Genomic DNA, 23,976 nt, shown 5'->3' on the forward strand with positions numbered 1-23,976 from the left:
ACTGTTGACGCCGTTGATCGGCGTTGGGCATGATTAAGCCGTCTCCCTGATCGGGAGCGGTGGCAAGGGTATTCCAGACGGCTTGCGCGGTAACGCAAGTCGTTCGTGGAGAGGGAACTGTCCAAAAGGCAGCATGTGAAAAGCCCCTGTTGCAATGCTGCGGTAGCAGCCTTGGTAGCGCGCTACATCTGTAGAGCGCCAAGTGTGAAATCACTAAACGACGGGTAATAGGGGCTTTATGATGAACATGAATTTGAACGACAAACCGACTGTTGACCAATTGGCCGAGCTGTTCGCTGCACGCAAGGACAGCCTTGATGATCACCTGCTGTGGATCAGCCAGACTGGCGAGGTTCGCCTTGATCGTCTGCCGCCGAACAGCCTTGAAGACGAATTTGCAGCGCACCTGCCCAGCACCTGCGCCAGCTTCAGGGTCTACCGCCGCGGCCAGGGCTTTGTTGGCAAAAAGGCTGCAGCCGACACCGAGTTCGTTGGCCGCGTGCTGGAAACGCTGCAACAGGAATGGCCTGCCGCCCGTGAGCGGCAAGCAGCCAAGGTGATCGAGCCACTGAACTGAGCGGCCTCACTGTGGTGTTGAGCCCGGCCTGCAAAGGCCGGGCTTTTTCATGCGCGTAGCCGCTGCGGCTGCGGCGCAGCGTCAAGGCTCATGGCCCGCGCCCGATTGACACCCCACACCATCGCCCGCGTAGTCGTCTCGCCGGGCCGTGTCGGATAGTACTCTTCCAGCAATGCTGTGCCGTTGTCGCTGTACATGCCGATGAACATCTGCGTGGCGCCAAGCCGTGACAGGCGGACCTGCACGTCAATGGTAATACCGTCGCTGAGTTGTTCTTCATGGCTGCGGCTGGGCAGCGGTGACTGGGCCCAATGCCGGTAGGCTTCTTCCCTGATGCGCATTGCAGTCAATCCTCCTTTTCTGAAAGTGCAGCGCAAGCAGACCACAGCATTGTTACATCTGCGAGTGCAACTCACTGTTAACTTGCGCAGAATCAACAAAGCTCATCATAAGTGTGCCGTTGGGCGTAAATCCTGTAGGCCTTCCTGGTTTGGGACCGCTGCACGGTGCCAATGACACTGTTTTACTTGCGCGCCGGAATCCGCGGGGTGAAACGCCCTTTCTTGCAGCGCTGCAACGCCACCGGCTGCATCTGCTCGGAGTCATCCAGGGTCATATGGGCAAAACCCAGGCGAAACGCCGCTTGCCCGCAGCGCACCTGATTGTTGATCGGAAACACGTCATTAAGGTCTTCGACAAAAGCTTCGCTCATCGCCCAACTCCCTGCACAGTTAACCGCGCCGGCAAGCCCCTCGCTTGCCCGATAAAGCCCGGCTGTTGAACTGAGACTAGCCGGTCATTCTCGGACTGCTCGGGCGAAAAGCCCATAACTGACCAGTGGCACTTGGCCTTATCTGAGCCTGACTGCAGTGCCCGTGGCGAACACCACCACCATGCCACCCTGCACCGAGGGCATGCTGATTTCGAAGTCCACGCCAACCACTGCATCGGCATTCATCTGCCGCGCGCGGGCGATCAACTCAGCGGTAGCCTGCTCGCGGGCTTGCTTCAATGCACTTTCAAGGGTCTGCGAACGCCCCCCGAAGAAATCCCGAAAGCGCGCAAAGAAATCGCGGACGAAGTTGATCCCCTGCACCGATTCGGCGCTGACCAAGCCCAGGTATTCACCAATCGGACGGCCATCGAGTTGGCTGGTGGTAGAGATGATCATGCACATACTCCTGCTGCTGCCCGGCCTGCATGGCCGGGGCAAAAGAAGCGATCTTAGCAAAGCGCCGCGCGCAGGCGCTGGCTCAGCCGACTGCCAAACACATTGATCAACAAGCCGACCATTACCAGCAGCGCGCCCCAGCCCTGAATAGCGCTGAGCCGCTCACCCAGCAACCACGCCGATGAGCTCAGGCCAATTACCGGCACTAACAATGAAAACGGCGCAACCTTGCCGGCTGGATGGCGCGACAGCAGCGTGCTCCACAGGGTGTAGCCAAGCATGGTTGCCGCATACGCCAGAAACAGCAGCGCGCCCACTGAACTCCAGCTGATATGGGTCAACGCCTGACTGATTCGCTCGGGGCCCTCAAGCATCCACGACAAGGCCAGAAACGGCAGCGGCGGAATCAGCCCGCCCCACACCACCAGCGCCACCAGATTCACCGAGCCAAAGCGCCGCGTGATGATATTGCCCATGCCCCACATCGCACCGCCACATAGCGTCAGCAACAGCGCAATCAGCGGCACATGGCTGCTGTGCTCACTGCCGATCAATACAAGCCCGCCTGCCGCTACCAGCAAGCCAAGGACACTGGCCGGGCGCAAGCGCTCGCCGAGAAACAGCGCGGCAAAGCCCAGGGTGAAGAACGCCTGCGACTGCAGGATCAGCGACGCCAGCCCAGGCGGCATGCCGCTGTGCATGGCCTGGAACAAGAAGGCGAACTGGCCCAGGGAGATCGTCGCGCCATAGGCGATCAACCAGCGCCACGGCAGGTTCGGTCGCTTCACCAGCAGTACGGCCGGGAACGCCACCAGCAAGAAGCGCAAGGCGCCCAACAGCATCGGCGGCAAGCCATCGAGGCCTACCTTGATCACCACGAAATTGACTCCCCAGATGATGATCACCACCAGAGCGATCAACAGGTCCTTGAGCGGCATCATCAGGTCCTTATCCAAACTGTTATAGACATATTTCGTAACAGCATAAGGGTTTTTCGCCGCTCGTGACCCGCACAGTTGCAGGCCAGGGTTGCGCTACAGTCTGGCGCAGCATGGCTGAGCCAGCACCGTCATCTGCCAGTCATGCAACTGTCGTAATCTGCGGCGCATCACTGTGCCCCAGGTCTCCGGCATGCCGCGTCTGCTCTCACTCCTGCTGTTGTCGCTGCCACTGCTCTGCCTGGCTGAGCCGGTGCAACTGCGTATTCAGGGCTCCAACACGATCGGCACTGCGCTTGGGCCTGCGCTGGTTCAAGGGATGCTGCGCAGCAAGGGCGCGACGGCGATCGAGCATTCCGCAGGGGCTGTGCCCAACGAGATCGCCATTACGGCGCAGGGTCGCGATGGCGAACTCCTCAGCGTGCTGATCGCAGCTCACGGCAGCAGTACCGGTTTCGCTGCACTGGGCAGTGGCGCGGCAGACCTGGTTGCGTCCTCGCGACCGATCAGTGACGTCGAGGTAGATCAGTTGCAGGCGTTCGGCGACTTGCGCAGCGGCCGTTCCGAGCAGGTCATCGGCCTCGACGGTGTCGCCGTGATCGTCCATCCAGACAATCCACTGACCAGCCTCACCACAGCGCAGCTGGCCCAGGTGTTTGCCGGCCAGGTAACCCGCTGGGAGCAACTGGGCGTAACGGGCGGTGCTATCCGACTGTATGCGCGTGATGACCGCTCCGGCACCTTCGAGACCTTCAAGGCATTGGTCCTCGACCCTGTACGTAGCGCACTGAGTGGCGAGGCCCGGCGCTTCGAGTCCAGCGACGCGCTGGTCGAGCAAGTCCAGAGCGACCGCCAAGCGATTGGCTTCAGCAGCCTTGCGGCCGTGCATGGTGCCAAGGTCCTGGCCATTGCTGCCGGCGATGCGCCGGCCCTGCCGCCCAGCCGCGCGCTGGTTGCCAGTGAAGATTATCCGCTGTCGCGGCGCTTGTACTTCTACCTGCCGGCCAGTCCGCAGCCGCTGGCCCAGGCGCTGGCTGATTTTGCCCAAAGCCCGGCCGGCCAGGTCATCGTTGCTGAACAAGGCTTCGTCAATCAGCAAGTCAAAGCTTTGCCGATCCCTACCCAGACAGACATGCCAGCGCGCTACCGCAGCCTTGCTCTGGAAGGGCGTCGGCTGACGGTGAACTTTCGCTTCCAGGAAGGCAGTGCGAGCCTGGACAGCAAAGCGCTGCGCGACGTACACCGCGTCGCAGACTTCCTGCAGCAGGCCGGCCACGAGCAAACCAGGACGCTATTGGTCGGCTTCGGCGATCCCAAGGAAACACCGGGCAGGGCCGCCTTGCTCTCGCGCCTGCGGGCCATGGCAGTGCGCCGCGAACTGGCCCATGAAGGCGTGCAGAACATCGACGTGCTGGGTATGGGCGCCGAGCTGCCGGTAGCGGGCAACGAGCAAGAGCAAGGCCGCCACCGCAATCGCCGGGTCGAGGTGTGGGTGTATTGAGGAATGCAGATGGCCACGCAAAGAAATGTAACAGGCTGCCACTCGGCAGCTCTGGCATCTGGGTCTAGGCTCTAACCCATGTGATACCGGGCCCCTCTGACGGCTGCCACGCCGCCATGTCGGATCACTGTTGCCATGCAACGTCGACAATCAAGGAGGGGCTCATGACAGCTCTACAGACCTACCTCACTACTCCCGTACTCGGTACCAGCGCCTGGCTGTGGCTGGTTTTCGTCGTCATCGTGGTTGGGCTGCTGGTGCTTGACCTTGGCGTCCTGCACCGCAAAGAACGCGAAATCGAAATGCGTGAAAGCCTGCTGCTGTATTCAGGCTATTTCAGCGTGGGCGTACTGTTCGGCGCCTGGGTCTGGTTCGAGTTGGGGGCGCAGTCGGCGCTGGAGTTCTACACCGGCTTCCTGGTCGAGCAATCGCTGTCGATGGACAACGTGTTCGTCATGGCGATGATCTTTAGCTACTTCGCCATCCCACGCCGCTACCAGCACCGCGTGTTGTTCTGGGGCATCCTCGGGGTGGTGGTGCTGCGCGCGATCATGATCGGCGTTGGCGCTGCGCTGGTGCAGAACTTTGCCTGGGTGCTCTACCTGTTCGGCGCGTTCCTGCTGTTTACCGGGGTGAAAATGGCTTTGTCCAAGGAGGATAACCAACCGGACCTGGCCAACAACCCGGTGCTGAGGTATGTACGCCGGCATATGCGCGTCACTGACGACGTGCACGGGGCAAAATTCTTTGTCAGGCTGACGCCGCCCGGTGAAAGCAAAGCGCTGCGTTACGCCACACCGCTGTTTCTGGCGCTGGTGTTGATCGAACTGGCCGACCTGGTGTTTGCCGTCGACAGCGTGCCGGCGATCTTTGCCATTACTCAAGACCCGTTCATTGTCTACACCTCGAACATCTTCGCCATCCTTGGCTTGCGCTCGCTGTACTTCGCGCTGTCCGCCCTGATGCATCGGTTCGTCTATCTGAAGTACGCGCTGGCACTGGTGTTGATCTTCATCGGCTGCAAGATTTTCTATCACGGCCTCATCGGCAAGGTGCCGGCGCTGCTCTCGCTGGGGGTGACCTTTGCACTGTTGCTGGGCGGGGTCGTGCTGTCGTTGCTCAAGACCCGCAATGACGCGACAGCGGTTGGCCAGTCTGGTCATGGACCAGACCCCGTGGCTCATCACCGGCCAACACCACGCCCAACTCAGGAGGGAGCGATCACTGAAGATCCTGACTCGCTGAGGAACCGCTAGCCAAGTGCAGGTTCGGCGCGCTGCCCAGGCGCGTCACCCTCAGCGGCCCATGCGCAGTAACTCCGCCGGCACATACTTGCCGATTTCATATTTGCCGATGGCGGCCCGATGCACCTCGTCCGGCCCGTCCGCCAGGCGCAGGGTGCGCTGCATGGCGTACATATAGGCCAGCGGGAAATCAGCGCTGACCCCTGCCCCGCCATGGATCTGGATTGCCCGGTCGATGACTTTCAGCGCGACATTGGGCGCGACCACCTTGATCTGCGCGATCTCGCTGCGGGCGACCTTGTTGCCAACGGTGTCCATCATGTAAGCCGCCTTCAGCGTCAGCAGGCGGGCCATGTCGATCTCCATACGCGAGTCGGCGATCTTGTCGATGTTGCCACCAAGCCGCGCCAGGGGCCGGCCAAAAGCCGTGCGCTCGACCGAGCGCCGGCACATCAATTCCAGCGCGCGCTCGGCCATGCCCACCGAACGCATGCAGTGGTGAATCCGCCCCGGCCCCAGCCGCCCCTGGGCAATCTCGAAGCCGCGGCCTTCGCCCAGCAGGACGTTTTCATAGGGCACGCGTACATTGTCGAACAGCACTTCGGCGTGGCCATGGGGGGCGTCGTCGTAGCCGAACACCGGCAATGGCCGGACGATCTTCAGCCCGGGCGTGTCGGTGGGTACCAGAATCATCGAGTGCTGTTCATGGCGCTGGCCATCCGGGTTGGACAGGCCCATGAAGATCATCACCTTGCAGCGCGGGTCGCAGGCGCCGGAGGTCCACCACTTGCGCCCGTTGATCAGCCACTGATCACCATCACGCACGGCCGTGGCCGCCATGTTGGTGGCGTCGGATGAGGCAACATCCGGCTCAGTCATGGCGAACGCCGAGCGAATCTCGCCGCGCAGCAGCGGCTCCAGCCACTGACGTTTCTGCGCCTCGCTGGCGTAGCGCACCAGCACTTCCATATTGCCGGTATCGGGCGCCGAGCAGTTGAACGGCTCCGGCCCCAGCAGCGAGCGGCCCATTATTTCCGCCAAAGGTGCGTATTCAAGGTTGCTCAGGCCGGCGCCGTATTCCGAGTCGGGCAGAAACAGGTTCCACAGGCCTTCGGCGCGAGCCTTGGCCTTGAGCTCTTCCATCACCGCCGTCGGCTGCCAGCGGTCACCCTCGGCAACCTGGCGGTCGAATACTGCTTCGGCAGGATAAACATGCTGGTCCATGAACGCAGTGACGCGCTCTCGCAGGGCCTGAACCTTGGGCGAATAGGCGAAATCCATCGGGCTTACCTTCACAGGATGAAGAACATGGGCCTGAGCCTAGAACAAGCGCGCCAATCCACCTAGCCTATTTTCAGCGTGTATAAACATTCATAACCGATATATGATCCAGCGATAACACCACGTCGAGCGGCGCCCAATGAATCTCAGCAAGGTTGACCTCAATCTGTTCATCGTCTTCGATGCGATCTACACCGAAGCTAACCTGACCCGCGCCGGGCAGATCGTCGGCATTACCCAGCCGGCGGTGTCCAACGCATTGTCGCGGCTGCGCGAGACCTTCAACGATCCGCTGTTCGTGCGCACCGCCCAAGGCATGGTGCCGACGCCGATGGCGCAGAACATCATCGGCCCGGTACGCAACGCGCTGGCGCTGCTGCGGGTGTCGGTGCAGGAAAGCCGCATCTTCAATCCGCAGCAGGCCAATAAGACCTTCCGCATCAGCATGACCGACCTGACCGAAGCGGTAGTGCTGCCGCCGCTGTTCCAGCGTCTGCGCCGGCTGGCACCGGCGGTGATGATCGAAAGCTTCCTGTGCAAACGCCGCGAAACCACCAAGGAACTGGCCGCTGGCCGCCTCGATTTCGCCGTCGATGCGCCGCTCAACACCGACCCACAGGTGCGCCACGTCAAACTGATGCAGGACCGCTTCGTCTGCGCAATGCGTCAGGGCCACCCACTGGCCGAGGCCAAGCTGACGCTGGAGCAGTACCTGGGCATGAGCCACATCCATATCTCCAGCCGGCGTAACGGCCTGGGTTATGTCGATCTGGCGCTGGGCAAGATGGGCCTGCAACGCAAGGTTGCGCTGCGCTCGCAACACTACCTGATGGCCTCGCAGGTGTTGCAGCAGACTGACATGGTAATGACCGTGCCAGAGCGTTTCGCCCGCCGTCATCAACTGCGCCACTTGCCACTGCCGGTTGACGTACCGCCGTTGGAAACTCACCTGTACTGGCATGAAAGCACCGATCAGGACCCAGCCAATCGCTGGATGCGCGAACAGATCATCGAGCTGTGTGAGCGGGTTGTAGTGGAAGAGGAAAAAATGTTTGATCCTGCTTGAGAGGCTTTAGGAGAATTTTCTCCTACCAGACCGGGATTAGCGGGAAAACAAGGGAAAAAGTTTTTGGCTGTAGACCGATAGCATGTCGCTAACGTTCGCCACCATCAGGCGACATGCCCGGATCAGTCCATCATGCCCAGCGCCCCACTGTACTTTGACTACGCCGCCACAACCCCCGTCGATGAGCGGGTTATCGAAACCATGCTCGCCTGCCTCGGCCACCACGCCAACTTCGGCAACCCTGCCTCCAGCGGTCACGCCTATGGTCAGGCGGCACGTGCCGTGGTCGAGCAGGCCCGCCGGCAGGTCGCCGAGCGGGTTGGCGCGCAGCCAGATGAGCTGGTCTGGACCTCAGGCGCCACCGAGTCCAACAACCTCGCCCTGAAAGGCATTGCCGATGGCGCCGACAAGCCTGGGCACCTGCTTACCAGCGCGCTGGAACACAAGGCAGTGCTCGACACGGTGGCCGAGCTTGAGCGTCAAGGCTGGGCAGTGACCCGCCTGATGCCCGATCAGGCCGGGTTGATTCAGCCCGATGCGGTTCGCCAGGCGCTGCACGACGACACGCGGCTGGTGTCGCTGATGGCGGTCAACAACGAACTGGGCACCGTCACCGACTATGCCGCGATTGGCGAGATCGTTCGCGCCCATGGCGCGATACTGCATGTAGACGCTGCCCAGGCAGTCGGCAAGGTCGCGCTCGATCTGCGCGAGCAGGCCGTTGATCTGATGTCCTTCTCAGCGCACAAGGTCTACGGCCCGAAGGGCATCGGTGCACTGTATGTCGGCCCGCGAGCGCGGCCACTGATGCGTGCCCAGATGCATGGTGGCGGCCATGAAGGCGGCCTGCGCTCGGGCACCCTCGCGACCCACCAGATCGCCGGCATGGGCAGCGCCTTCGCCTTGGCAGGCGAACCTGCCGAGGCCGAGCAACAGCGCATCCATCAACTCAGCGAACGCCTGCTCAACGGCCTGCTGGCGCTGCCGGGTGTCGCACTCAATGGCTGCCCGCGGCAACGCATCGCCAACACCCTGAACCTGCGCATCGCCACCCCAGGCTTCAACAGCGCAGCGCTGGCCAGCGAGTTGGCGTTGTCGACGACTTCAGCCTGTAACTCCGCCAGCAATGCTGCGTCACATGTGCTGCTGGCGCTGGGCCTTACCGATCAACAAGCTCGCAGCAGTGTGCGCATCAGCCTAGGCCGTTACACCACAGAGACTGATGTGGATGCTGCAATCAAGGTGTTTACCCGCGTGCTGGCGACCGCTGCGCCGACCTTCTGGTAACCACACGCGACATGTTCAGGCGCGCGGCCTCGCGCCTGCCATCAACAGCAGCGTGGCCAATACGGCCAAGCCAGCCACCGCGCTGGCGACGTAGCCCAGCGCTGCAGTGCCGTACCATTGAATCACCAGCCCGCCCAGCGCAGCGCCAACCGCGATGCCACCGTTTGCAGCAGACACGTTCAATGTGCCGGCCAGGGCCTGAGCCTTGGCGCCGGCTTGCATGACGCGCACCTGACACACCGGGAACAACGCCGTGTAGGCAACGCCCCACAGCGCCAGGGCGATCAGCAGCAGCGCTGGATTGCCGACCACGGGAGCAACCGCGCCCATGCCAGTCGCGAGAATGACAAGCAACAGTACCGTCGCCCCGAGCGGGCTACGGTCAACGATGCGCCCGGCCAGGCTGTTGCCAAGCATGCCGACCACACCAAAGCCCATCAGCCACCAACCGACCTGAGCCGCAGGCACGCCCGCCACCTGTTCGAGGATTTCTGCCAGGTAGGTGTAGGCGGTGAACATCGCGGTAAACACCAGCACCGACAACAGCACATGGGCAATAAAGCGCCGGTCACGCAAGATCACTGTCTGCCGTTCGCCTTGCGCCCGCTGCGGCGCGGGCGGCAACTTCGGCAACCAGGCCCACATCAGCAGCGCGACCAGCAGGCACAACCCGGCCAGCAGCCAGAAGCTGCCACGCCAGCCGACCAGCCCGGCGGCGACGGTGCCCAGCGGAATGCCGAAGACAAACGCCGCAGTGATGCCCAGGTAGACCTTGGCCACTGCCCAGCCCTCACGGCCGGGCCCTGCCAACTGCCCTGCACTCTCGCTGGCGGTACCCCAATACACCGGCAACGCCAGTGCGCCGACGACCCGTGCCAGCGCCAGCACCCAGACGTTTGGCGCCACTGCGGCGAGTGCGTTGGAAGCGGCAAACACCAGCACGATGGCAATGAACAGGGTCTTGCGCGGATAGGCTGACAACCAGGCGGTGAGAAACGGCCCGAACAGCATGACAGTCACCGCAAACAGGGTCACCAACTGGCCCGCTGCTGCAATCGACAGGCCCAAGTCGCGGGCCAGCCCCGGCAGCAAGCCAAGGATGATGAATTCAGTGGTCAGCAGGGCAAAGCCGCCGACCGCGAACAACAGAATGGACAGCCCGGTGCGCTGCCCGGAGTCGGCGACTGCGGGAGCAGTCAGGGAAGAATTTTGCATCGTCTATCGCTCGGAAACTTTCAGCCGCGAAGCTTAATATGGAATTACACGCCTATTACGGGTAGATTTTCCGTAATTTGCTGAACCATTTTCACCAATCAAGGCCCTCCTCCATGCCTGTAGCCGAGCATCTCAAGGACATCGACTTCTTCGTCAATGTCGCCAACGCAGGTAGCTTCATCGCCGCCGCCGAGCGCATGAATCTGACCAGTTCAGCCGTCAGCAAGGGTGTGGCGCGCCTGGAGAAACGCTTGCAGGTCAGGCTGTTCGAGCGCACTACCCGGCGCCTGCTGCTCAGCGACAGCGGCGCTGCATACTTGCGAACCTGCAGCCGAGTGCTGGCCGAGATCGCCGAAGCCGAGATGGCCCTGCATGATGAACTGAACGAGCCATGCGGGCCGCTGCGGGTCGATCTGCCCGCAAGCTTCGGCCGCCTGCATGCGCTGCCCGCCGTGCTCGACTTCGCCCGGCGCCATCCGCGCCTGCAGCCGCACATCACTTTGTCCGATCGCTTTGTCGACATGCTCGAGGACGCCATCGACGTCATCGTTCGCATTGGCGGCCCGCAGGTGTGGCCGGCTGGTGTCGAGCATCGCTATCTGGGCAGCCAGCGCACGGTGTTCTGCGCCGCCCCCAGCTACCTCGCCGAGCACGGCACGCCGCATGATGAGCGCGACTTGCAGGCACTTGGTTGCGTGCTGTACGCCTGCGCCGATGGCAGCACGCCGCCCCTGCATTTCGCCAGTGGCCGGCAAGGCGCGACGCAACTGAAAAGCATCAGCGGCCGCCTGGCCATCGGTGACGCCGAAGGCCAGGCGATAGCGATCATGGCCGGCCACGGCATCGCCCAGTTACCGACCTGGCTGGTTCAGCGCCAATTGGATGAGGGCAGCCTGGTCGAAGTGCTGCCAGAGTTCGCCAGCGAGGGCCTGCCGATTCACCTGGCCTGGCGCCGTAATCGGCGCCATTTGCCCAAGGTCAGCGCATTGGTCGAAGCGCTCAGCGCACAGCTGATACCGGTGCTGGACCCGCAGGTCAAAGGAAGGTGAATACACTCGATGCCGGCAAGCGCGACTTGCCCAGCCCAGCGTTGAAGTCGTCGGCACTGCGGTAGCCCAAGCTGAGCAGCACCACACTGGTGAAGCCGCGCTCGCGCAGGCCAAGCTCGGCGTCCAATAGTTTGCTGTCGAAACCTTCGATCGGCGTGGCATCCAGCTCCAGCGCGGCAGCGCCCAACAGCGCAGTGCCGAGGGCAAGGTAGGTTTGTTTTTCCATCCAGTGCTGCAGGTCTTTCTGATCGAAGCGGTGCAGGTCGACATAGCTGCGCCGGGTCAGGTCCTGGCCGGCCTTGGCCTGCTCGGTGTGAAAACGGCCGTCACGGGCTTCCTGCTCCAGCAGGGCCTGCAGATGCGCTTCAGGCATTTCGGTGCGCGCGGCAAATACCAGCACATGCGAGGCATCGCGAATCTTTGCGGTGTTGTAGGCAAACGCTTCGGTGCTCTTGGCTATCCGCGCCTTACCTTCAGCGCTGTCGGCAACGATGAAGTGCCAAGGCTGGGTATTGACCGAAGACGGGCTGTGGCGCAATTGCTCGAGCAAGGTATCGATGGTCGCTTGCGGGATTCTGCGGCTGGCGTCGTAGGCTTTGGTGGTGTAACGGCGCTTGGCCAGGGTAACGGTGTCCATCGAAAAGCTCCTGAGGTGTGCGGATTCGACGCGCATCTTAGCGCTGTTGCAGCCAATAGAAACCGCTGAAAATACAGCAACACTTTCATGCCAATGACGAAAATGCTGCGCAACCTGCTGCACATCCGTTCTAAACCTGACCAGCCCTTGTGGGTTAAGGTAGTGGGCCCACTCACCAGCAGCTGCCGCCCATGACCAACTGGATTGATCTGAGCCAGGACGCCGATACCGGCATCGAGTCGGTGCGCGCGCATTTCACCGGGCACGCCTACGACCCGCACTGGCATGACAGCTACCTGGTCGGCGCCACCGAGCAAGGCGTGCAGCAGTTCAACTGCCGCCGCGCACGCCATGTGAGTACGCCCGGCCAGGTATTTCTGCTCGAACCTGGCGAGATCCACGATGGCCTCGCGCCGACTGCCGACGGCTTCACCTACTTCACCTTGTACCTGGAGCCAGACTGGCTGCAGGCCGAGCTGCCGAGCTTGTTCGAACAAGCGCCGGCCAATAGCCTGCCCAGTTTTGCCGACACCCAATGCAACGATGTGCGCTTGAGCGGGGCGATCATGCGCGCCTTCGACGCCGTGCACAGTCAGGACCTGCGCATCGTGCGCCAGACGGCCATGGACGACATGCTCGCCTGCCTGACCCAGCACCTGCACTGGCGCAAGCGGCTCAATCCCGACCCACGCCTGCCGTTGACTGCGCAGCGCGCGCGGGACTACCTGCACGCGCATATCGATCAGGATATCGGCCTGGTCGAGCTGGCCCAGGCCTGCGGGGTCGATCGTTTTCGTCTGAGTCGCGCGTTCAAGGCGGCCTTCGGCCTGGCCCCGCACGCCTACCTGATTCAGCTGCGCCTGGCTCGGGCGCGGCGCCTGCTGGCCTTGGGCGAGAGCCCCGCTGCAGTGGCCACGGCGCTTGGCTTTGCCGACCAAAGCCACCTCGGCCGCTGGTTCCGCCGGGCCTATCGCCTGACCCCAGCAGCCTACCAGCGGCGCTGCTCAAAGCTTCCAGACTGAGCCGGCGGCGGCAGCGACCATGGTGCTCCATCCCTCTGGAGTTACCGTTGATGCTGCAGTCCCTGTTGCCCTTTACCTTGTTTGCGCTGGTCACCAGCATCAGCCCCGGGCCGACCAACGTGCTGATCCTCGCCCATAGCGCCCGCGCCGGGCTGCGTGCCAGCGTGGCGCCGATTGTGGCGGCCTCCACGGCTGCGGCGGCGATCGTCTGGGCGGTTGGCCTGGGCCTGGGCGAAGTGCTGCTGCGCTATCCGCTGGCGCAGCAAGTGATGAGCTGGCTCGGCGTGATCTGGCTGACGTGGCTGGGCTGGCAGTTGCTGCGCAGTGCCGGCGAGCCGATCCAGAGTGCCGAACAACAGCCCTTCGGCGCGCTCAGTGCCGCGTCGCTGCAACTGATCAACCCCAAGGTCTGGTTGCTGGCCGTGGCGGTGATCGGCGTGTATACAGCGCCGGGCCAGCCGGTCTGGCAGCTGGCGCTGGTGCTGCTGCTGGTGGCCCTGCCGAGCATGACCAGTTGGGCCCTGCTCGGTGCTGGTAGCGCCCGCTGGTTGCAGTCGCCGCAGCGCCTGCGCCGGTTCAATCAGCTGCTGGCGTGCTTGCTGATTGCCTCGGCGTGGTCGGCCCTGCTGCTGTAGCGGCCGATGTAGAGGCCGACTCAGCCGAGCGCAGGCGCCTCGCGCAAGCGCTTGAGGCTGACCAGCGCCAGGATCAGGCCGAGCACAGCCACCGAGCCACCAGCCAGGCCGATGTAAGCCACGCCCAACTGGCCGCTGACGATGCTGCCAAGCAACGCGCCGCCGCCGATCCCGATGTTGTAGATGCCAGAGAACAACGCCATGGCCACATCGGTGGCGTCCGAGGCCAGCTTGAGGGTCTTGGACTGCAACGCCAGACTGAAGCTAAGGATCGCCACCCCCCAGAACATGCTCAATACGGCGAATACAGTGAAGTTGCCCGAGAGTGGCCAGAGCAGCAGCAGGCAAGCGGCCAGGCACCCCATCGAACCGAGCAGGAACAGCTGCGGGAAACGCTCGCTGTAGCGGCTGAACAGCACCGAACCAATCACCCCGGCACCGCCAAACAGCAGCAACAACAAGGTGGTGCGATCGCCGCCGATCTGCGCGACATGCAAGGCAAATGGTTCGATATAGCTGTAGGCGGTGAACTGTGCGGTGATCAGCAAGGTCACCAGCAGGTAGGTAATCACCAAGGCCGGCCGCTTGAACAACACCGGCAAGCTGCGCAGCGAGCCGGAGTTCTGGCTCGGCAGCAACGGCAGCGACTTCATCAGGCAGAGCATGGTCACCAGTGCCACGCCGGCGATGCTCAGGAACGTCACCCGCCAGCCCAGCGCCTCGCCCACCACCCGGCCAAGCGGAATGCCCAGGACCATCGCCAGGGTGGTACCGGTCGCGAGCAGGCCCAATGCCTTGGCCTGCTTGCCTGCTGGCGCCACGCGCACGGCCAACGAAGCGGTAATTGCCCAGAACACCGCATGCGACAAGGCAATGCCGATACGGCTGAGCACCAGCATGGTGAAACTTTGCGCGAGCCACGACAGCAAGTGGCTGACGATGAATACCAGAAACACCCACAGCAGCAAGCGGCGCCGCTCGATATTGCGCGTCAGCAACATCATCGGCAGCGACGCCAGCGCGACTATCCAGGCATAGATGGTCAACATCAGGCCGACCTGAGCAGTGCTCATGTCGAAACTGCGGCCGATGTCACTGAGCAGCGCCACCGGTACGAACTCGGTGGTATTGAAGATAAACGCAGCCAGGGCCAACGCAATGACGCTGAGCCAGCTGCCGCCGCCCACCGGTGCGGGCATGGATGTAGGGATCGGACCATTCATGGATGGGAATTACAGCTCCTGAAAAAAGACGACAAGCACGCAACCCAGCCCGCTGCGAAAGCATGCGGCAGGTGCGGATAGATATGTATCAAGGATGCCGGCCATGGTACGCGCCAAGCCAGGGCCTCACAACCGCAGTGCAGGCGGAGTAACATGTGCACTCTAGAGACAGACCGCGGAACAAGGAGTCCGATCCGTTCATGGACAAGCAGCACGCCCAGCAACAATGGCAGCAGGCCGTAATCGCCTATGCCAAGGCCATCAACCACTACGTCGCGCAAGGCCGCACGCAGGGCTGGGACAACCTCGAGGAGCCGGTCGCGCCTGCCACCGAGCACCTGCTGCCGGCCTGGCAGGCGGCGCTGCAGGCGATCAATCAGCCCTATGTCGATGAGCAGCAACGCCGCGCATTTCGCAGCGACTGGCCGCCCGCCCACCTGCCGCTGGTACCGTTGCTGGAGCAGCACGGCCAAGGCATCGCCAGCGTGCTCATGCTCGATGACGGCAGCCTGCTGGCACGGATTGGCATGCCTCACGAAAAAGGCCAGGTGGTACGCATCGATGGGCGCACGGTGACCCCGGTGATCGGCGTCGAGCACTTTGGCCGCTGCCCGCAGCGGCGTTATTTCGCCCTGGCCAACGCCGAGGGTATCCGCGTCACTGACGGCTGGGGTGGCCCGCAGGTGGCGCGGATGGCCTGGCCCCATGGCCTTGAAGGTTTGCCCAGAGGCTATCCGTTCGAACCGTTCGATTTGCCGCCCACACCGAGCGCGCTGATCCCCTTCCCGGATGGGCAGCGGGTATTGCTGGTCAGCGGCGAAGGGATATTTGTGCTCACCGGCGAACGGGCGACTCGCCTGTTGCCGCAGCAGCAGACGATTCTCGATGATCTGGCAGAAGGGATCGACCCCGACGATATCGCCCTGGGCCTGTCGATGGAGCATGGCGCAGTCTCGCCCGATGGCCGCCTGCTCGTCATCGGCGAACAAGGCGTGCGCCATCTGGTGCTGGATGATCAACTGCAGGTGGTCGCCGAAGTCGGCCCCGTCGGTGAATACCCACACTTTGCCTTGTTCAATCAGCGCGGCGACCATTTGATCCTGAATGCCTGCCATTTCTACAACGGCAACACCCTGGGTGTGCGCACGGCTGACCTGCCCGGGCTCGATACCGACTACTACAGCGAAGACCCGCGCACGCCGCTGGTCGAGGATGGCGCGCGGATCTACGCTGGCGTAGCCCGCGCCGGCGAGTACATCGTGGGTGATGCGCACGGCTATCTGCGGGCATTTGGCGAAGACGGTCAGGAGCACTGGCAGCACTACCTGGGCTCGACCTTGTGCGCCATGGACATCAGCGCAGATGGCAAAACCCTGGTCGCCGCCAGCTATGCCGGCATCATCTCGCTGATCGCCCTCGACAGCGGCCGACCTGACTGGCAGATCGGCACTGGCGAGCACGGCGAGCTACGCCGCTGGCTGTTCTGGAAGGGCCTGGACAAGCCACTGGCCTGGTGAGCCTTCACCTGCCAGTCAGGCTTTCAGCGTGGCCATGTCGATGACGAAGCGGTATTTCACATCGCCAGCGATCACCCGCTCGAACGCTTCGTTGATGCTGCGGATATCGAGCATCTCGATGTCACAGGTGATGCCATGCTCGGCGCTGAAGTCGAGCATTTCCTGGGTTTCAGCGATGCCACCGATCAACGAACCGGCCAGTACGCGACGCTTCAGCACCAGGTTGGCTGCATGCAGTGGTGGCTCGACCGGCTCGATCAGGCCGACCAGGATGTGCACGCCATCAAAAGTCAGGGTGTCGAGGTAGGGGTTGAGGTCGTGCTGCACTGGGATAGTGTCGAGCAGGAAGTCGAAACGCCCGGCGGCGGCGCGCATCTGCTCGGCATCGCTGGACACGATGACGTGATCGGCGCCCTGGCGGCGAGCTTCTTCAGCCTTGGCTGCGGAGCGAGTGAACAAGGTCACTTCAGCGCCCAGTGCCTTGGCGAACTTGATGCCCATGTGGCCCAGGCCACCCATGCCGAGAATGCCGACCTTGTGGCCAGGGCCGACGCCGTGGTGCTTGAGCGGCGAGTAGGTGGTGATGCCCGCGCACAGCAGCGGCGCGGCGCTGGCCAGGTCCAAGCCTTGCGGCATGCGCAGGACGAAATGCTCGCTGACGACGATGCTGTTGGAGTAGCCGCCCATGGTGTTGCTGCCATCGACCCGGTCCGGGGTCGCGTAGGTCATGGTCGGGCCGGCCAGGCAGTACTGCTCGAGGTCCTTGGCGCAGGCCTGGCACTCGCGGCACGAGTCGACCATGCAGCCAACCCCGACCAGGTCGCCGACTTTGTGCTTGCTGACGTTGGCACCGACCGCCGTCACCCGGCCGACGATTTCGTGGCCCGGCATCAGCGGGTACACAGCGATGCCCCACTCGTTGCGCGCCTGGTGAATGTCGGAGTGGCAGACGCCGCAATAAAGAATCTCGATGGCGACGTCATCGGCACGCGGGCTGCGACGCTCGAAGCTCATCGGCAGCAGCGGGCTGGTCGGGGTTTGGGCGGCATAACCGATTGCGGTATACATGGCGAAGACCTCTCTAGTGAAACGATTCAATGCCAGCCATTCTCCTGCCAGATGGCGAGCGAGACCACCGTGAATTCTCCGGCATGCTTGCCTGATTCTCCGAAACCGCCACATCCGATATGGCGCCAGGCTATCAATCTGCGAGAATGCCAGTGTCTGATTCTCTGCCCAGGCCCTTTATGCAGCTTACCCGCCACGTCGACGCCAACGCCCCGCTCTGCGACCTGATTCGCCGCCTGGCAACGCGCCCGGGGTTTGTCCCCACCCATCTGCCGCAGGTGCAGGTGCTCAGCTGGGATCACTACGTCGCCAGCAGCCCGCAGATCTATGAACCGAGCCTGATGATCCTCGCCCAGGGCAGCAAACTGGCAAGGCTGGGGCCGCGTACCCTGGAGTACGGCGCCGGTCATTACCTGGTGCAGGCGCTGTCGGTGCCGTTCATGTGCGAGACCTTCGCGACTGCCGAAGCGCCGCTGCTGGGCGTGGCCGTGGATATCGACCGCAGCGTACTCAGCGAACTGGTGCAGAGCATGCAGCTGGCGCCAGATGCCCGTGTGCAGGCGCAAACCCCGCAGTCGATGACCTCGGCGGCACTCGATGCGGCCATGCGCGATAGCGTCGAGCGCCTGCTGCAGTGCCTGCAGGACCCGCTGGATGCCCAGGTGCTGGGCCCGGCGCGGGTGCGCGAAGTGCTCTACACCGCTTTGCGTGGGCCGCAGGCCGGTGTGCTGAGGGCCTTGGTCGAGCAGCAAGGGCACTTTGCCCGAGTAGCTGCCTCGCTTGCTTATCTGCGCGAGCATTACGCCGAGCCGCTCAGCGTCGAAGCCTTGGCCAGCTGCGCCAACATGAGCGTGTCGACCTTCCATGAGCACTTCAAGCGCTGCACCGACATGGCGCCAATGCAGTACCTCAAGCGTCTGCGCCTGCTCAAGGCGCAGCAGATGCTGATCGGCGAAGGCCTGGGCGTGGCACAGGCGGCGCACCGGGTCGGTTATCAGAGCACCTCGCAGTTCAGCCGCGAGTACAAGCGCCAGTTCGCCCAGAGTCCGGGAGATGAGCAGCCTTATCAACGCTTTGCTCCGGGCAGCCTGAACGATCTGTCCGCTTCGGTCTGAGCAGCTCAGCCAGGCAGCGCGCTGCAAAGCGTTACTGACGCAGGACCATGTCGACAATCGTCGCCTGCAACTCCTGCCTGGCCTGCTCTGGTTCAAGCGCGCCGGTTGCTGCGGCCTGCGACAAGGCATCCGCCGCTCCCACCAGCACGCGCAACCCTGCCGCAGCAATATCGCCACTCGGCGCGAACGGCGCCAGCGCGAGCCTGCATTTGTCCAGAAACGGCGCTTCGCACTGGTTTTTCAGCGCTTCCATCTCGGGCGAACCGGTCAAGGCTGCACTGACGCCGGGAATCTCCCGCCCCTGGCTGATCACGCAATCGATATACGCCGCGGCAATCACCCGTGCGCGATCCGCCAGCGTCGGTTCACAGCTCGCCAGCAATGCATCCAGCATCGTCGACTGACGCGCGTCGTATTCCTGATAGAGCGCAACCAATAAGCCGTTTCGCGATACGAAATGGTCGTAGACCACTGGCTTGGTCACACCGGACTGCTGTGCCAGCCGGCCGAGGCTGAGCGCATCGGTGCCCTCCAGCCTGACTATTTCCCGAGCCACTTCCAGCAATTGGCTCCGGCGCTGCTCCCGCGACAGGCGCTTGCGCGACTGCGGATTTTGCTCACTTGACATCACAACCTACCAAAAGTAACTTACCTGCGGTAACTTACCGAAAGTATATAGCGACACCTGGCGTCTCGCAGCCCTTTGTGGAGAAACTTCATGCACGCACTGATCGTCATCGGCCACCATGATCCTGAGTCCCTTACCCATGCGCTTGCCGCCCAGATCGCGGAGGGCCTTGCCGACGCAGACCACAGCAGCAGCCTTGCTGACCTGGCCACTGAGAGATTCGACCCGCGCTTTGGCCTTGCTGACCACGCCGTGCATCGGCGCCTGGCGACAGCCCCGGCTGATGTCCTGCGCGAACAGGCCCGGATCGACCGCGCCGATGCTCTGGTGCTGGTCTACCCCGTTTATTGGTGGTCGATGCCAGCTTTGCTCAAGGGCTGGGTCGAGCGGGTATTCAGCAACGGCTGGGCCTTCGATTATTTGCCAGACGGGCGGCTGATCAAAAAGCTCAACGGCCTCCCGGTACAGCTGGTTGGCCTGGCTGGCGCCGACGCGGGCACGTTCGTTCGGCATGGTTACGGCCATGCCATGGCGACTCAGATCGAGCATGGAATCTTTGATTATTGCGGTGCTCGGGTGCTTGGCTCGGCGCTTCTGGATGACAGCGAGAGCGGCCAAAGCCTTGCCCATCTGGCGAGCGCTCGCTTGATCGGGAACAAGCTGTTCGACAAGGTTGCGGTAAGCGCCTGACTTCCCAAATCCCGAAATGGCAGTGAGACGCCAGCACTCTGTCTGCGGTTCTGAGTCGTCGCTCAAGCCTCCAGCGGCCACTGCGCCAATGGCCAATAGCGGCCCTTGCGTGACTCGTACAAGGTGAAGTGCCGCGCACTGAGGTAAAAATCCGCCGGCACGCTGGCCTCCGGCACCTGCCCCTGAAAGTCCCGCGCCAGGGTCAGGTGCGCGCGGTACTCACGGCTGCTGCGGGCGATGCCCAGGCCCAGCGCGGCCTGTTCCAGGGCGTACACCAACTGGCGCAGGGCGGGCGGCGCATCACTTGCCTGCAACACCAGCGCTTGCGCCCGTGGCCACACCTGCAATTGATCGAGCAGCACGCGTAACGGCGCGGCCGGCCGTTTGATCTGGTCGACCGCAGCGCACAGAGCGGGTAACTGCGCACTGTCGACATCCCCGAGAAACAGCAGGGTCAGATGGAAGTTGTCGGCGGGCACTGGCTTGCCGCTGCGCAACTCAAGTTCACGGCGCCACTGAGCGACACTGCGGCGCTGGTCATCACTGACTGGCAGGGCAAAAAACAGTCGCTTGAACGGGCTGCCGCTGTGGCGCGTTTCCTTGGCCATGTTCGCTCCGGATTAATGAACGGATTAGTCGAGTGTACCGGCCTCGCGGATCGGAGATGAGCCGAAAATCCTAGCGGAAACGTTTGCGCGACACGTAGGCAATGCCACCAAAGTACCGTCGATCAAATGTAACAATAAGTACAAAGTCGTACGCGGTTTGTTTATGCTGGCGCGCTCTAGCCATGGCTCATGGCCATTCTCTACAAGTGTTTGTCGATGAAAATTGCTTTCGTACTAATCTTCGTCCTCTCGATTGCCTATGTGCATCTGCGTGGTCGTGTGCGCCACAAACTGACGCGCCAGCTGGGCGATCATTCGAGTTTCCTCGCGCCGATCAACAGCTTCCTCTACCTGTTTTCCAGGCTGCCGGCCAAACCCTACCTGCCGGTCGATGCCTTCCCTGAGCTGCAACCACTCAAGGACAACTGGCAGGAAATCCGCGCTGAAGCCCAGCAACTGCTGCACGTTGGCGAAATCAAAAAGTCCGACAACCATGACGACGTCGGCTTCAATTCGTTCTTCAAGACCGGCTGGAAGCGCTTCTACCTGAAGTGGTATGGCGAGACCCACCCGTCGGCGATGACCCTGTGCCCGCGCACCACCGAGCTGCTGCAAGGCATCGGTACGGTCAAGGCGGCCATGTTCGCCACCCTGCCCCCAGGCGCCAAGCTGGTTCGCCACCGTGACCCGTATGCCGGCTCCTATCGTTATCACCTGGGCCTGGACACGCCGAACGACGATGGCTGCTATATCGATGTCGACGGCGAAAAATACGCGTGGCGCGACGGCGAGGCGGTGATTTTCGACGAAACCTACATCCACTACGCCGCCAACACCACCGAGCACAACCGCATCATCCTCTTTTGCGATGTCGAGCGGCCGCTCAAGTACCGCTGGGCTACCGCCTTCAACCGCTGGTTCAGCCGCAAGGTGATGGCCGCGGCTGCAGCGCCCAACAACGCCAATGACAAGACTGGCGCGATCAACCGCCTGTTCACCCGCATCTACAAAATCCGCGAGCGTGGCAAGGCGTTGAAAAAACGCAACCGCATGCGCTATTACCTGGAAAAGTGGCTGGTGGTAGCGGCCCTGGTGCTGGTGTTCATCTACATCTGAGGCAGCCTGGCAAGGCGCCGTCATGCCGGCGGCGCTGAATGCTTGCTACCTAAGTGCAACACGCTTTCGACTATTATCCCGCTCGCCAACGCTCTCCACTCGACTAGCCTGAAAGCTCCTGCCGCAACCCTACAAGGTGAAGACAATGAGCATGATGGACTGGGACGCCTACCGTAAGCAGCTGATGGCTGGCATCGGCGACCTCAAGCAACTCTCACCGGACACCGTCGCGGGCTACATGACCGCCAGCGGCGCCGGGGCCAAGACCAACCACCTGGATGCCAAGACCCGCGAATTGATCTCGCTGGCGGTTGCCGTCACCACCCGCTGCGACGGCTGCATTGCCGTGCACTCCAAGGAAGCCCTCAAGCAGGGCGCGACCCGCGAGCAGATCGCCGAGGCGCTCGGTGTCGCCGTGGCGATGAACGCTGGAGCTGCGCTGGTCTATTCGACCCGAGCTCTGGATGCGCTGGGCACAGCCGACGAGTAAGCCTGTCGGCGTCGCCGCACTTGCGCGGCGGCGCCTGCACCACCAGACTTGCCGGCTCAGCCCGTGCAGGTACCGCCATGATCCACATTCGCCCCATGACCGCCGCCGACTTCGAGGCCTTCTGGCCCACTATGCAAAACATCGTCCAGGCCCGCGAAACCTACGCCTTCGACCCGCAGATCAGCTTCGAGCAGGCGCGCCAGCTGTGGCTGGAAGCACCGCTGCATACGCTGGTGGCGGAGCAGGACGGCGAGCTGCTTGGCTCGTATTACCTCAAAGCCAATGCCGCCGGACCCGGCGCCCATGTGGGTAATTGTGGCTACATGGTCTGCCCGGCTGCACGCGGGCGTGGCGTGGCCAGGTTGATGTGCGAGCACTCACAGAAGCTTGCCCGCCAGGAAGGGTTTCTGGCGTTGCAGTTCAATTCGGTGGTGGCGAGTAACGAGGTGGCCGTGGCGCTGTGGCGCAAGCTTGGCTTCGATGAGGTCGGCCGCCTGCCCAAGGCCTACCGGCATGCCCGGCTGGGGCTGGTGGATTGCCTGGTGATGTACAAATGGCTGGCGGATGAGCCAGTGGTGGAGAAACCTGCGCTGCTGATCGGGCGCAAGAACATTGAAGCGCGGGTGTCGCGGCGGCGTGGCAAGTAGCCGCGGATCTGCGTAGTAAACGGGGACCGCTATGCGGCCCCCTGCTAACGCGCTGAATCAGAACGCCAGACCTACCTTCACGCCGAACTCATCACGCTTGAGCTTGGTATTGTCGGCTGCATCCGACTCTTCATCGAGTTTGTACTCGGTGCGGGTGTAGTAGACGCTGCCGTAAATGGGCATACCGCCCTGCTGGTTCATCAGCAGGCTGACTTCGGCATAAGGGTTGGTGCGGTCTTTCATATCGACGGTGTCGCTGCCGAAATCGTCGACCTTGAGCTTGGCGCGGCCGTCGAGGGTGCGGCGGGCACCGACTTCCACGCGCAGCGTCGAAGCATCGAACTGGTGGTTGTAGCCGACGGCAGCCTTGGCGAACGGCGACTTGTAGGTCAGCTCGGTATCCAGGTCGTTGAGCTCCGGTTCGAAGCGCGACCAGTCATAACCACCGCCCACGGTGAAGTCGAGGAAGTTGCGCGCGTCCATCGCAGCACGCCAGCCCAGGTCCAGATCAACCTTGGCCTCCTTGAGCTTGTTGTCGCTCTTCTTGCCATACTTGGCGTCCGCGCCAATCTGGTAGATGAAACCGGATTCGGCGGTCATCTTGTTGCCATAGTTGGCGAACAGGCCACCTTGACCGAGGTGATCGGTCTCCGATTCAGAACCGCCTTCGAACTTGAATTTGTCGTAGCTGCCGAGCAGGCCGAAAGTGAACAGCGGATCGGTACTTGGCGCAGCGCTGGCAGCAAGCGGGGCAGCGATCAGGGCCAGCAGGCAAGAATGACGCAACAGGTTACGGGTGGACATTGGTAAAGGTCTCCATGACGTGGGTGTTTCTGTGACAATCGAGCGGTTCGATGCACACCAAATGTGAAAAGTTCGAAAAAGAATCAGTAAAAACTCGCAAACCTCTAATGCGTCACAAATTTTTCTTAGCGCCAAGGTTTGACTAAGGCCACTTTCGATGCTCAGATGCGCGCCAGTTTCAGGTGTCCTGCGCCGCCGTGCGCAGGGTGAAACGGGAAGCCGGTGCGTCATCTGCATGACTAGTCCGGCGCTGCCCCCGCAACGGTAAGCGAGTGAAACCTTCGACAAACCACTGTGCCCGTGCACGGGAAGGTGAAGGTTTCCAGCCCTCGCAAGCCCGGAGACCGGCCTGCAACTTTACAGTTGGCAAACCCGCGGTGGGCGGGCGCAGGCCGGTTTGCGCGTGCGCCCAGCGTTCGTGCCCGCTTGTCTTTGCGTTGTTTCCAC

26 protein-coding genes and 1 riboswitch are annotated in these 23,976 nt (G+C 62.6%); of the genes, 14 read left to right on the forward strand and 12 right to left on the reverse strand.

Features of this window, described 5'->3' with window-relative positions; genetic code table 11:
- The first annotated feature begins 247 nt into the window (after positions 1–247).
- Complete coding sequence (locus tag CXQ80_RS12595) at positions 248–577, forward strand: hypothetical protein (protein WP_101319924.1); 330 nt, start codon at positions 248–250, stop codon at positions 575–577.
- A 47-nt stretch (positions 578–624) separates the two neighbouring features.
- On the opposite strand, the gene CXQ80_RS12600 is transcribed toward CXQ80_RS12595, so the two are convergent.
- The 4 genes from CXQ80_RS12600 to CXQ80_RS12615 all read right to left on the reverse strand — a co-directional run bounded on the left by CXQ80_RS12600 (position 625) and on the right by CXQ80_RS12615 (position 2,686).
- The gene (locus CXQ80_RS12600) at positions 625–918 is read right to left on the reverse strand and encodes a hypothetical protein (protein WP_101319926.1); all 294 of its coding nucleotides are present in this window, start codon (positions 916–918) and stop codon (positions 625–627) included.
- Between the two features lie 182 nt (positions 919–1,100).
- Positions 1,101–1,289 (reverse strand): hypothetical protein, encoded by a 189-nt coding sequence (locus tag CXQ80_RS12605; protein ID WP_101319928.1) that lies wholly within the window; start codon positions 1,287–1,289, stop codon positions 1,101–1,103.
- Between the two features lie 138 nt (positions 1,290–1,427).
- A complete protein-coding gene (locus tag CXQ80_RS12610; RefSeq protein WP_101319930.1) occupies positions 1,428–1,748 on the reverse strand; it encodes a YbjQ family protein in 321 nt (106 codons plus the stop codon).
- Positions 1,749–1,801: 53 nt separating this feature from the next.
- Positions 1,802–2,686, reverse strand: coding sequence for an EamA family transporter (locus CXQ80_RS12615; protein WP_101319933.1), 885 nt, complete (start codon positions 2,684–2,686; stop codon positions 1,802–1,804).
- Between the two features lie 193 nt (positions 2,687–2,879).
- Between CXQ80_RS12615 and CXQ80_RS12620 the strand changes: the two genes are divergently transcribed.
- Entirely contained in the window at positions 2,880–4,187 is a 1,308-nt protein-coding gene (locus CXQ80_RS12620) for a substrate-binding domain-containing protein (protein WP_101319935.1), read from the forward strand.
- A 164-nt stretch (positions 4,188–4,351) separates the two neighbouring features.
- Complete coding sequence (locus CXQ80_RS12625) at positions 4,352–5,443, forward strand: TerC family protein (RefSeq protein WP_256585561.1); 1,092 nt, start codon at positions 4,352–4,354, stop codon at positions 5,441–5,443.
- Positions 5,444–5,482: 39 nt separating this feature from the next.
- Here CXQ80_RS12625 and CXQ80_RS12630 read toward each other — a convergent pair whose 3' ends face one another.
- Entirely contained in the window at positions 5,483–6,712 is a 1,230-nt protein-coding gene (locus tag CXQ80_RS12630; protein ID WP_101319938.1) for an acyl-CoA dehydrogenase, read from the reverse strand.
- A 139-nt stretch (positions 6,713–6,851) separates the two neighbouring features.
- Between CXQ80_RS12630 and CXQ80_RS12635 the strand changes: the two genes are divergently transcribed.
- Both CXQ80_RS12635 and CXQ80_RS12640 read left to right on the forward strand, forming a co-directional pair.
- Positions 6,852–7,778 carry a LysR family transcriptional regulator gene (locus CXQ80_RS12635; protein WP_101319940.1) on the forward strand — a complete coding sequence of 309 codons (927 nt, stop codon included), beginning with the start codon at positions 6,852–6,854 and terminating at the stop codon, positions 7,776–7,778.
- 132 nt (positions 7,779–7,910) lie between these two features.
- Positions 7,911–9,065 carry a cysteine desulfurase family protein gene (locus CXQ80_RS12640; protein ID WP_101319943.1) on the forward strand — a complete coding sequence of 385 codons (1,155 nt, stop codon included), beginning with the start codon at positions 7,911–7,913 and terminating at the stop codon, positions 9,063–9,065.
- A 15-nt stretch (positions 9,066–9,080) separates the two neighbouring features.
- On the opposite strand, the gene CXQ80_RS12645 is transcribed toward CXQ80_RS12640, so the two are convergent.
- Positions 9,081–10,280, reverse strand: coding sequence for an MFS transporter (locus CXQ80_RS12645; RefSeq protein WP_101319945.1), 1,200 nt, complete (start codon positions 10,278–10,280; stop codon positions 9,081–9,083).
- Positions 10,281–10,393: 113 nt separating this feature from the next.
- Between CXQ80_RS12645 and CXQ80_RS12650 the strand changes: the two genes are divergently transcribed.
- On the forward strand, positions 10,394–11,329 hold the full coding sequence (locus CXQ80_RS12650) for a LysR family transcriptional regulator (protein WP_101319948.1): 936 nt from the start codon (positions 10,394–10,396) through the stop codon (positions 11,327–11,329).
- On the opposite strand, the gene nfsB is transcribed toward CXQ80_RS12650, so the two are convergent.
- Positions 11,316–11,966, reverse strand: coding sequence for an oxygen-insensitive NAD(P)H nitroreductase (gene nfsB / locus CXQ80_RS12655; protein WP_101319950.1), 651 nt, complete (start codon positions 11,964–11,966; stop codon positions 11,316–11,318). The two genes, CXQ80_RS12650 and nfsB, sit on opposite strands and share 14 nt — an antisense overlap.
- A 191-nt stretch (positions 11,967–12,157) precedes the next feature.
- Between nfsB and CXQ80_RS12660 the strand changes: the two genes are divergently transcribed.
- Positions 12,158–12,988 carry an AraC family transcriptional regulator gene (locus CXQ80_RS12660; protein WP_101319953.1) on the forward strand — a complete coding sequence of 277 codons (831 nt, stop codon included), beginning with the start codon at positions 12,158–12,160 and terminating at the stop codon, positions 12,986–12,988.
- A gap of 50 nt (positions 12,989–13,038) precedes the next feature.
- Entirely contained in the window at positions 13,039–13,623 is a 585-nt protein-coding gene (locus CXQ80_RS12665; RefSeq protein ID WP_101319955.1) for a LysE family translocator, read from the forward strand.
- 20 nt (positions 13,624–13,643) lie between these two features.
- Here the strand turns inward: CXQ80_RS12665 and CXQ80_RS12670 are convergent, their stop codons facing one another.
- Positions 13,644–14,846 (reverse strand): sugar transporter, encoded by a 1,203-nt coding sequence (locus tag CXQ80_RS12670; protein WP_101319957.1) that lies wholly within the window; start codon positions 14,844–14,846, stop codon positions 13,644–13,646.
- 200 nt (positions 14,847–15,046) lie between these two features.
- Here CXQ80_RS12670 and CXQ80_RS12675 point away from each other — a divergent pair, with 200 nt between their 5' ends.
- A complete protein-coding gene (locus CXQ80_RS12675) occupies positions 15,047–16,363 on the forward strand; it encodes a hypothetical protein (protein ID WP_101319960.1) in 1,317 nt (438 codons plus the stop codon).
- Positions 16,364–16,378: 15 nt separating this feature from the next.
- On the opposite strand, the gene CXQ80_RS12680 is transcribed toward CXQ80_RS12675, so the two are convergent.
- A complete protein-coding gene (locus CXQ80_RS12680; RefSeq protein WP_101319963.1) occupies positions 16,379–17,431 on the reverse strand; it encodes an NAD(P)-dependent alcohol dehydrogenase in 1,053 nt (350 codons plus the stop codon).
- Positions 17,432–17,610: 179 nt separating this feature from the next.
- On the opposite strand from CXQ80_RS12680, the gene CXQ80_RS12685 reads away from it, so the two are divergent.
- Positions 17,611–18,546 carry an AraC family transcriptional regulator gene (locus tag CXQ80_RS12685; RefSeq protein ID WP_101319965.1) on the forward strand — a complete coding sequence of 312 codons (936 nt, stop codon included), beginning with the start codon at positions 17,611–17,613 and terminating at the stop codon, positions 18,544–18,546.
- Between the two features lie 31 nt (positions 18,547–18,577).
- Here the strand turns inward: CXQ80_RS12685 and CXQ80_RS12690 are convergent, their stop codons facing one another.
- Positions 18,578–19,174: a TetR/AcrR family transcriptional regulator gene (locus tag CXQ80_RS12690; RefSeq protein ID WP_101319968.1), complete on the reverse strand. Its 597-nt coding sequence runs from the start codon at positions 19,172–19,174 to the stop codon at positions 18,578–18,580.
- A gap of 90 nt (positions 19,175–19,264) precedes the next feature.
- Between CXQ80_RS12690 and CXQ80_RS12695 the strand changes: the two genes are divergently transcribed.
- Positions 19,265–19,864, forward strand: a complete 600-nt coding sequence (locus tag CXQ80_RS12695; RefSeq protein ID WP_101319970.1) for an NAD(P)H-dependent oxidoreductase — start codon at positions 19,265–19,267, stop codon at positions 19,862–19,864.
- Between the two features lie 62 nt (positions 19,865–19,926).
- Here CXQ80_RS12695 and thpR read toward each other — a convergent pair whose 3' ends face one another.
- Positions 19,927–20,472, reverse strand: coding sequence for an RNA 2',3'-cyclic phosphodiesterase (gene thpR, locus CXQ80_RS12700; RefSeq protein WP_101319972.1), 546 nt, complete (start codon positions 20,470–20,472; stop codon positions 19,927–19,929).
- A 216-nt stretch (positions 20,473–20,688) separates the two neighbouring features.
- On the opposite strand from thpR, the gene lpxO reads away from it, so the two are divergent.
- From lpxO to CXQ80_RS12715, 3 genes are all read left to right on the forward strand, one after another.
- Positions 20,689–21,588 carry a lipid A hydroxylase LpxO gene (lpxO, locus tag CXQ80_RS12705; RefSeq protein WP_101319974.1) on the forward strand — a complete coding sequence of 300 codons (900 nt, stop codon included), beginning with the start codon at positions 20,689–20,691 and terminating at the stop codon, positions 21,586–21,588.
- A 145-nt stretch (positions 21,589–21,733) separates the two neighbouring features.
- The gene (locus CXQ80_RS12710) at positions 21,734–22,078 is read left to right on the forward strand and encodes a carboxymuconolactone decarboxylase family protein (protein ID WP_101319976.1); all 345 of its coding nucleotides are present in this window, start codon (positions 21,734–21,736) and stop codon (positions 22,076–22,078) included.
- 77 nt (positions 22,079–22,155) lie between these two features.
- Complete coding sequence (locus tag CXQ80_RS12715) at positions 22,156–22,725, forward strand: GNAT family N-acetyltransferase (RefSeq protein WP_101319978.1); 570 nt, start codon at positions 22,156–22,158, stop codon at positions 22,723–22,725.
- A 57-nt stretch (positions 22,726–22,782) separates the two neighbouring features.
- Here CXQ80_RS12715 and CXQ80_RS12720 read toward each other — a convergent pair whose 3' ends face one another.
- Positions 22,783–23,529 carry an outer membrane beta-barrel protein gene (locus tag CXQ80_RS12720; RefSeq protein WP_101319980.1) on the reverse strand — a complete coding sequence of 249 codons (747 nt, stop codon included), beginning with the start codon at positions 23,527–23,529 and terminating at the stop codon, positions 22,783–22,785.
- A gap of 163 nt (positions 23,530–23,692) precedes the next feature.
- Positions 23,693–23,897, forward strand: a riboswitch (cobalamin riboswitch).
- Positions 23,898–23,976: the final 79 nt, after the last annotated feature.

Source organism: Pseudomonas sp. 02C 26 (assembly GCF_002843585.1).
Classification (GTDB): domain Bacteria; phylum Pseudomonadota; class Gammaproteobacteria; order Pseudomonadales; family Pseudomonadaceae; genus Aquipseudomonas; species Aquipseudomonas shirazensis.

Bases quoted from the DNA above. Each gene is read 5' to 3' on its own strand.
- CXQ80_RS12620 (WP_101319935.1), top strand. From the start codon at position 2,880: ATGCCGCGTCTGCTCTCACTCCTGCTGTTGTCGCTGCCACTGCTCTGC.
- CXQ80_RS12660 (WP_101319953.1), top strand. From the start codon at position 12,158: ATGACCAACTGGATTGATCTGAGCCAGGACGCCGATACCGGCATCGAG.
- CXQ80_RS12720 (WP_101319980.1), bottom strand. From the start codon at position 23,529: ATGTCCACCCGTAACCTGTTGCGTCATTCTTGCCTGCTGGCCCTGATC.
- CXQ80_RS12690 (WP_101319968.1), bottom strand. From the start codon at position 19,174: ATGTCAAGTGAGCAAAATCCGCAGTCGCGCAAGCGCCTGTCGCGGGAG.
- CXQ80_RS12710 (WP_101319976.1), top strand. From the start codon at position 21,734: ATGAGCATGATGGACTGGGACGCCTACCGTAAGCAGCTGATGGCTGGC.
- CXQ80_RS12640 (WP_101319943.1), top strand. From the start codon at position 7,911: ATGCCCAGCGCCCCACTGTACTTTGACTACGCCGCCACAACCCCCGTC.
- CXQ80_RS12675 (WP_101319960.1), top strand. From the start codon at position 15,047: ATGGACAAGCAGCACGCCCAGCAACAATGGCAGCAGGCCGTAATCGCC.
- CXQ80_RS12605 (WP_101319928.1), bottom strand. From the start codon at position 1,289: ATGAGCGAAGCTTTTGTCGAAGACCTTAATGACGTGTTTCCGATCAAC.
- CXQ80_RS12715 (WP_101319978.1), top strand. From the start codon at position 22,156: ATGATCCACATTCGCCCCATGACCGCCGCCGACTTCGAGGCCTTCTGG.
- CXQ80_RS12635 (WP_101319940.1), top strand. From the start codon at position 6,852: ATGAATCTCAGCAAGGTTGACCTCAATCTGTTCATCGTCTTCGATGCG.
- CXQ80_RS12650 (WP_101319948.1), top strand. From the start codon at position 10,394: ATGCCTGTAGCCGAGCATCTCAAGGACATCGACTTCTTCGTCAATGTC.
- CXQ80_RS12610 (WP_101319930.1), bottom strand. From the start codon at position 1,748: ATGATCATCTCTACCACCAGCCAACTCGATGGCCGTCCGATTGGTGAA.
- CXQ80_RS12595 (WP_101319924.1), top strand. From the start codon at position 248: ATGAATTTGAACGACAAACCGACTGTTGACCAATTGGCCGAGCTGTTC.
- CXQ80_RS12670 (WP_101319957.1), bottom strand. From the start codon at position 14,846: ATGAATGGTCCGATCCCTACATCCATGCCCGCACCGGTGGGCGGCGGC.
- CXQ80_RS12625 (WP_256585561.1), top strand. From the start codon at position 4,352: ATGACAGCTCTACAGACCTACCTCACTACTCCCGTACTCGGTACCAGC.
- CXQ80_RS12615 (WP_101319933.1), bottom strand. From the start codon at position 2,686: ATGCCGCTCAAGGACCTGTTGATCGCTCTGGTGGTGATCATCATCTGG.
- CXQ80_RS12665 (WP_101319955.1), top strand. From the start codon at position 13,039: ATGCTGCAGTCCCTGTTGCCCTTTACCTTGTTTGCGCTGGTCACCAGC.
- CXQ80_RS12600 (WP_101319926.1), bottom strand. From the start codon at position 918: ATGCGCATCAGGGAAGAAGCCTACCGGCATTGGGCCCAGTCACCGCTG.
- thpR (WP_101319972.1), bottom strand. From the start codon at position 20,472: ATGGCCAAGGAAACGCGCCACAGCGGCAGCCCGTTCAAGCGACTGTTT.
- CXQ80_RS12685 (WP_101319965.1), top strand. From the start codon at position 17,611: ATGCAGCTTACCCGCCACGTCGACGCCAACGCCCCGCTCTGCGACCTG.
- CXQ80_RS12630 (WP_101319938.1), bottom strand. From the start codon at position 6,712: ATGGATTTCGCCTATTCGCCCAAGGTTCAGGCCCTGCGAGAGCGCGTC.
- nfsB (WP_101319950.1), bottom strand. From the start codon at position 11,966: ATGGACACCGTTACCCTGGCCAAGCGCCGTTACACCACCAAAGCCTAC.
- CXQ80_RS12645 (WP_101319945.1), bottom strand. From the start codon at position 10,280: ATGCAAAATTCTTCCCTGACTGCTCCCGCAGTCGCCGACTCCGGGCAG.
- lpxO (WP_101319974.1), top strand. From the start codon at position 20,689: ATGAAAATTGCTTTCGTACTAATCTTCGTCCTCTCGATTGCCTATGTG.
- CXQ80_RS12695 (WP_101319970.1), top strand. From the start codon at position 19,265: ATGCACGCACTGATCGTCATCGGCCACCATGATCCTGAGTCCCTTACC.
- CXQ80_RS12680 (WP_101319963.1), bottom strand. From the start codon at position 17,431: ATGTATACCGCAATCGGTTATGCCGCCCAAACCCCGACCAGCCCGCTG.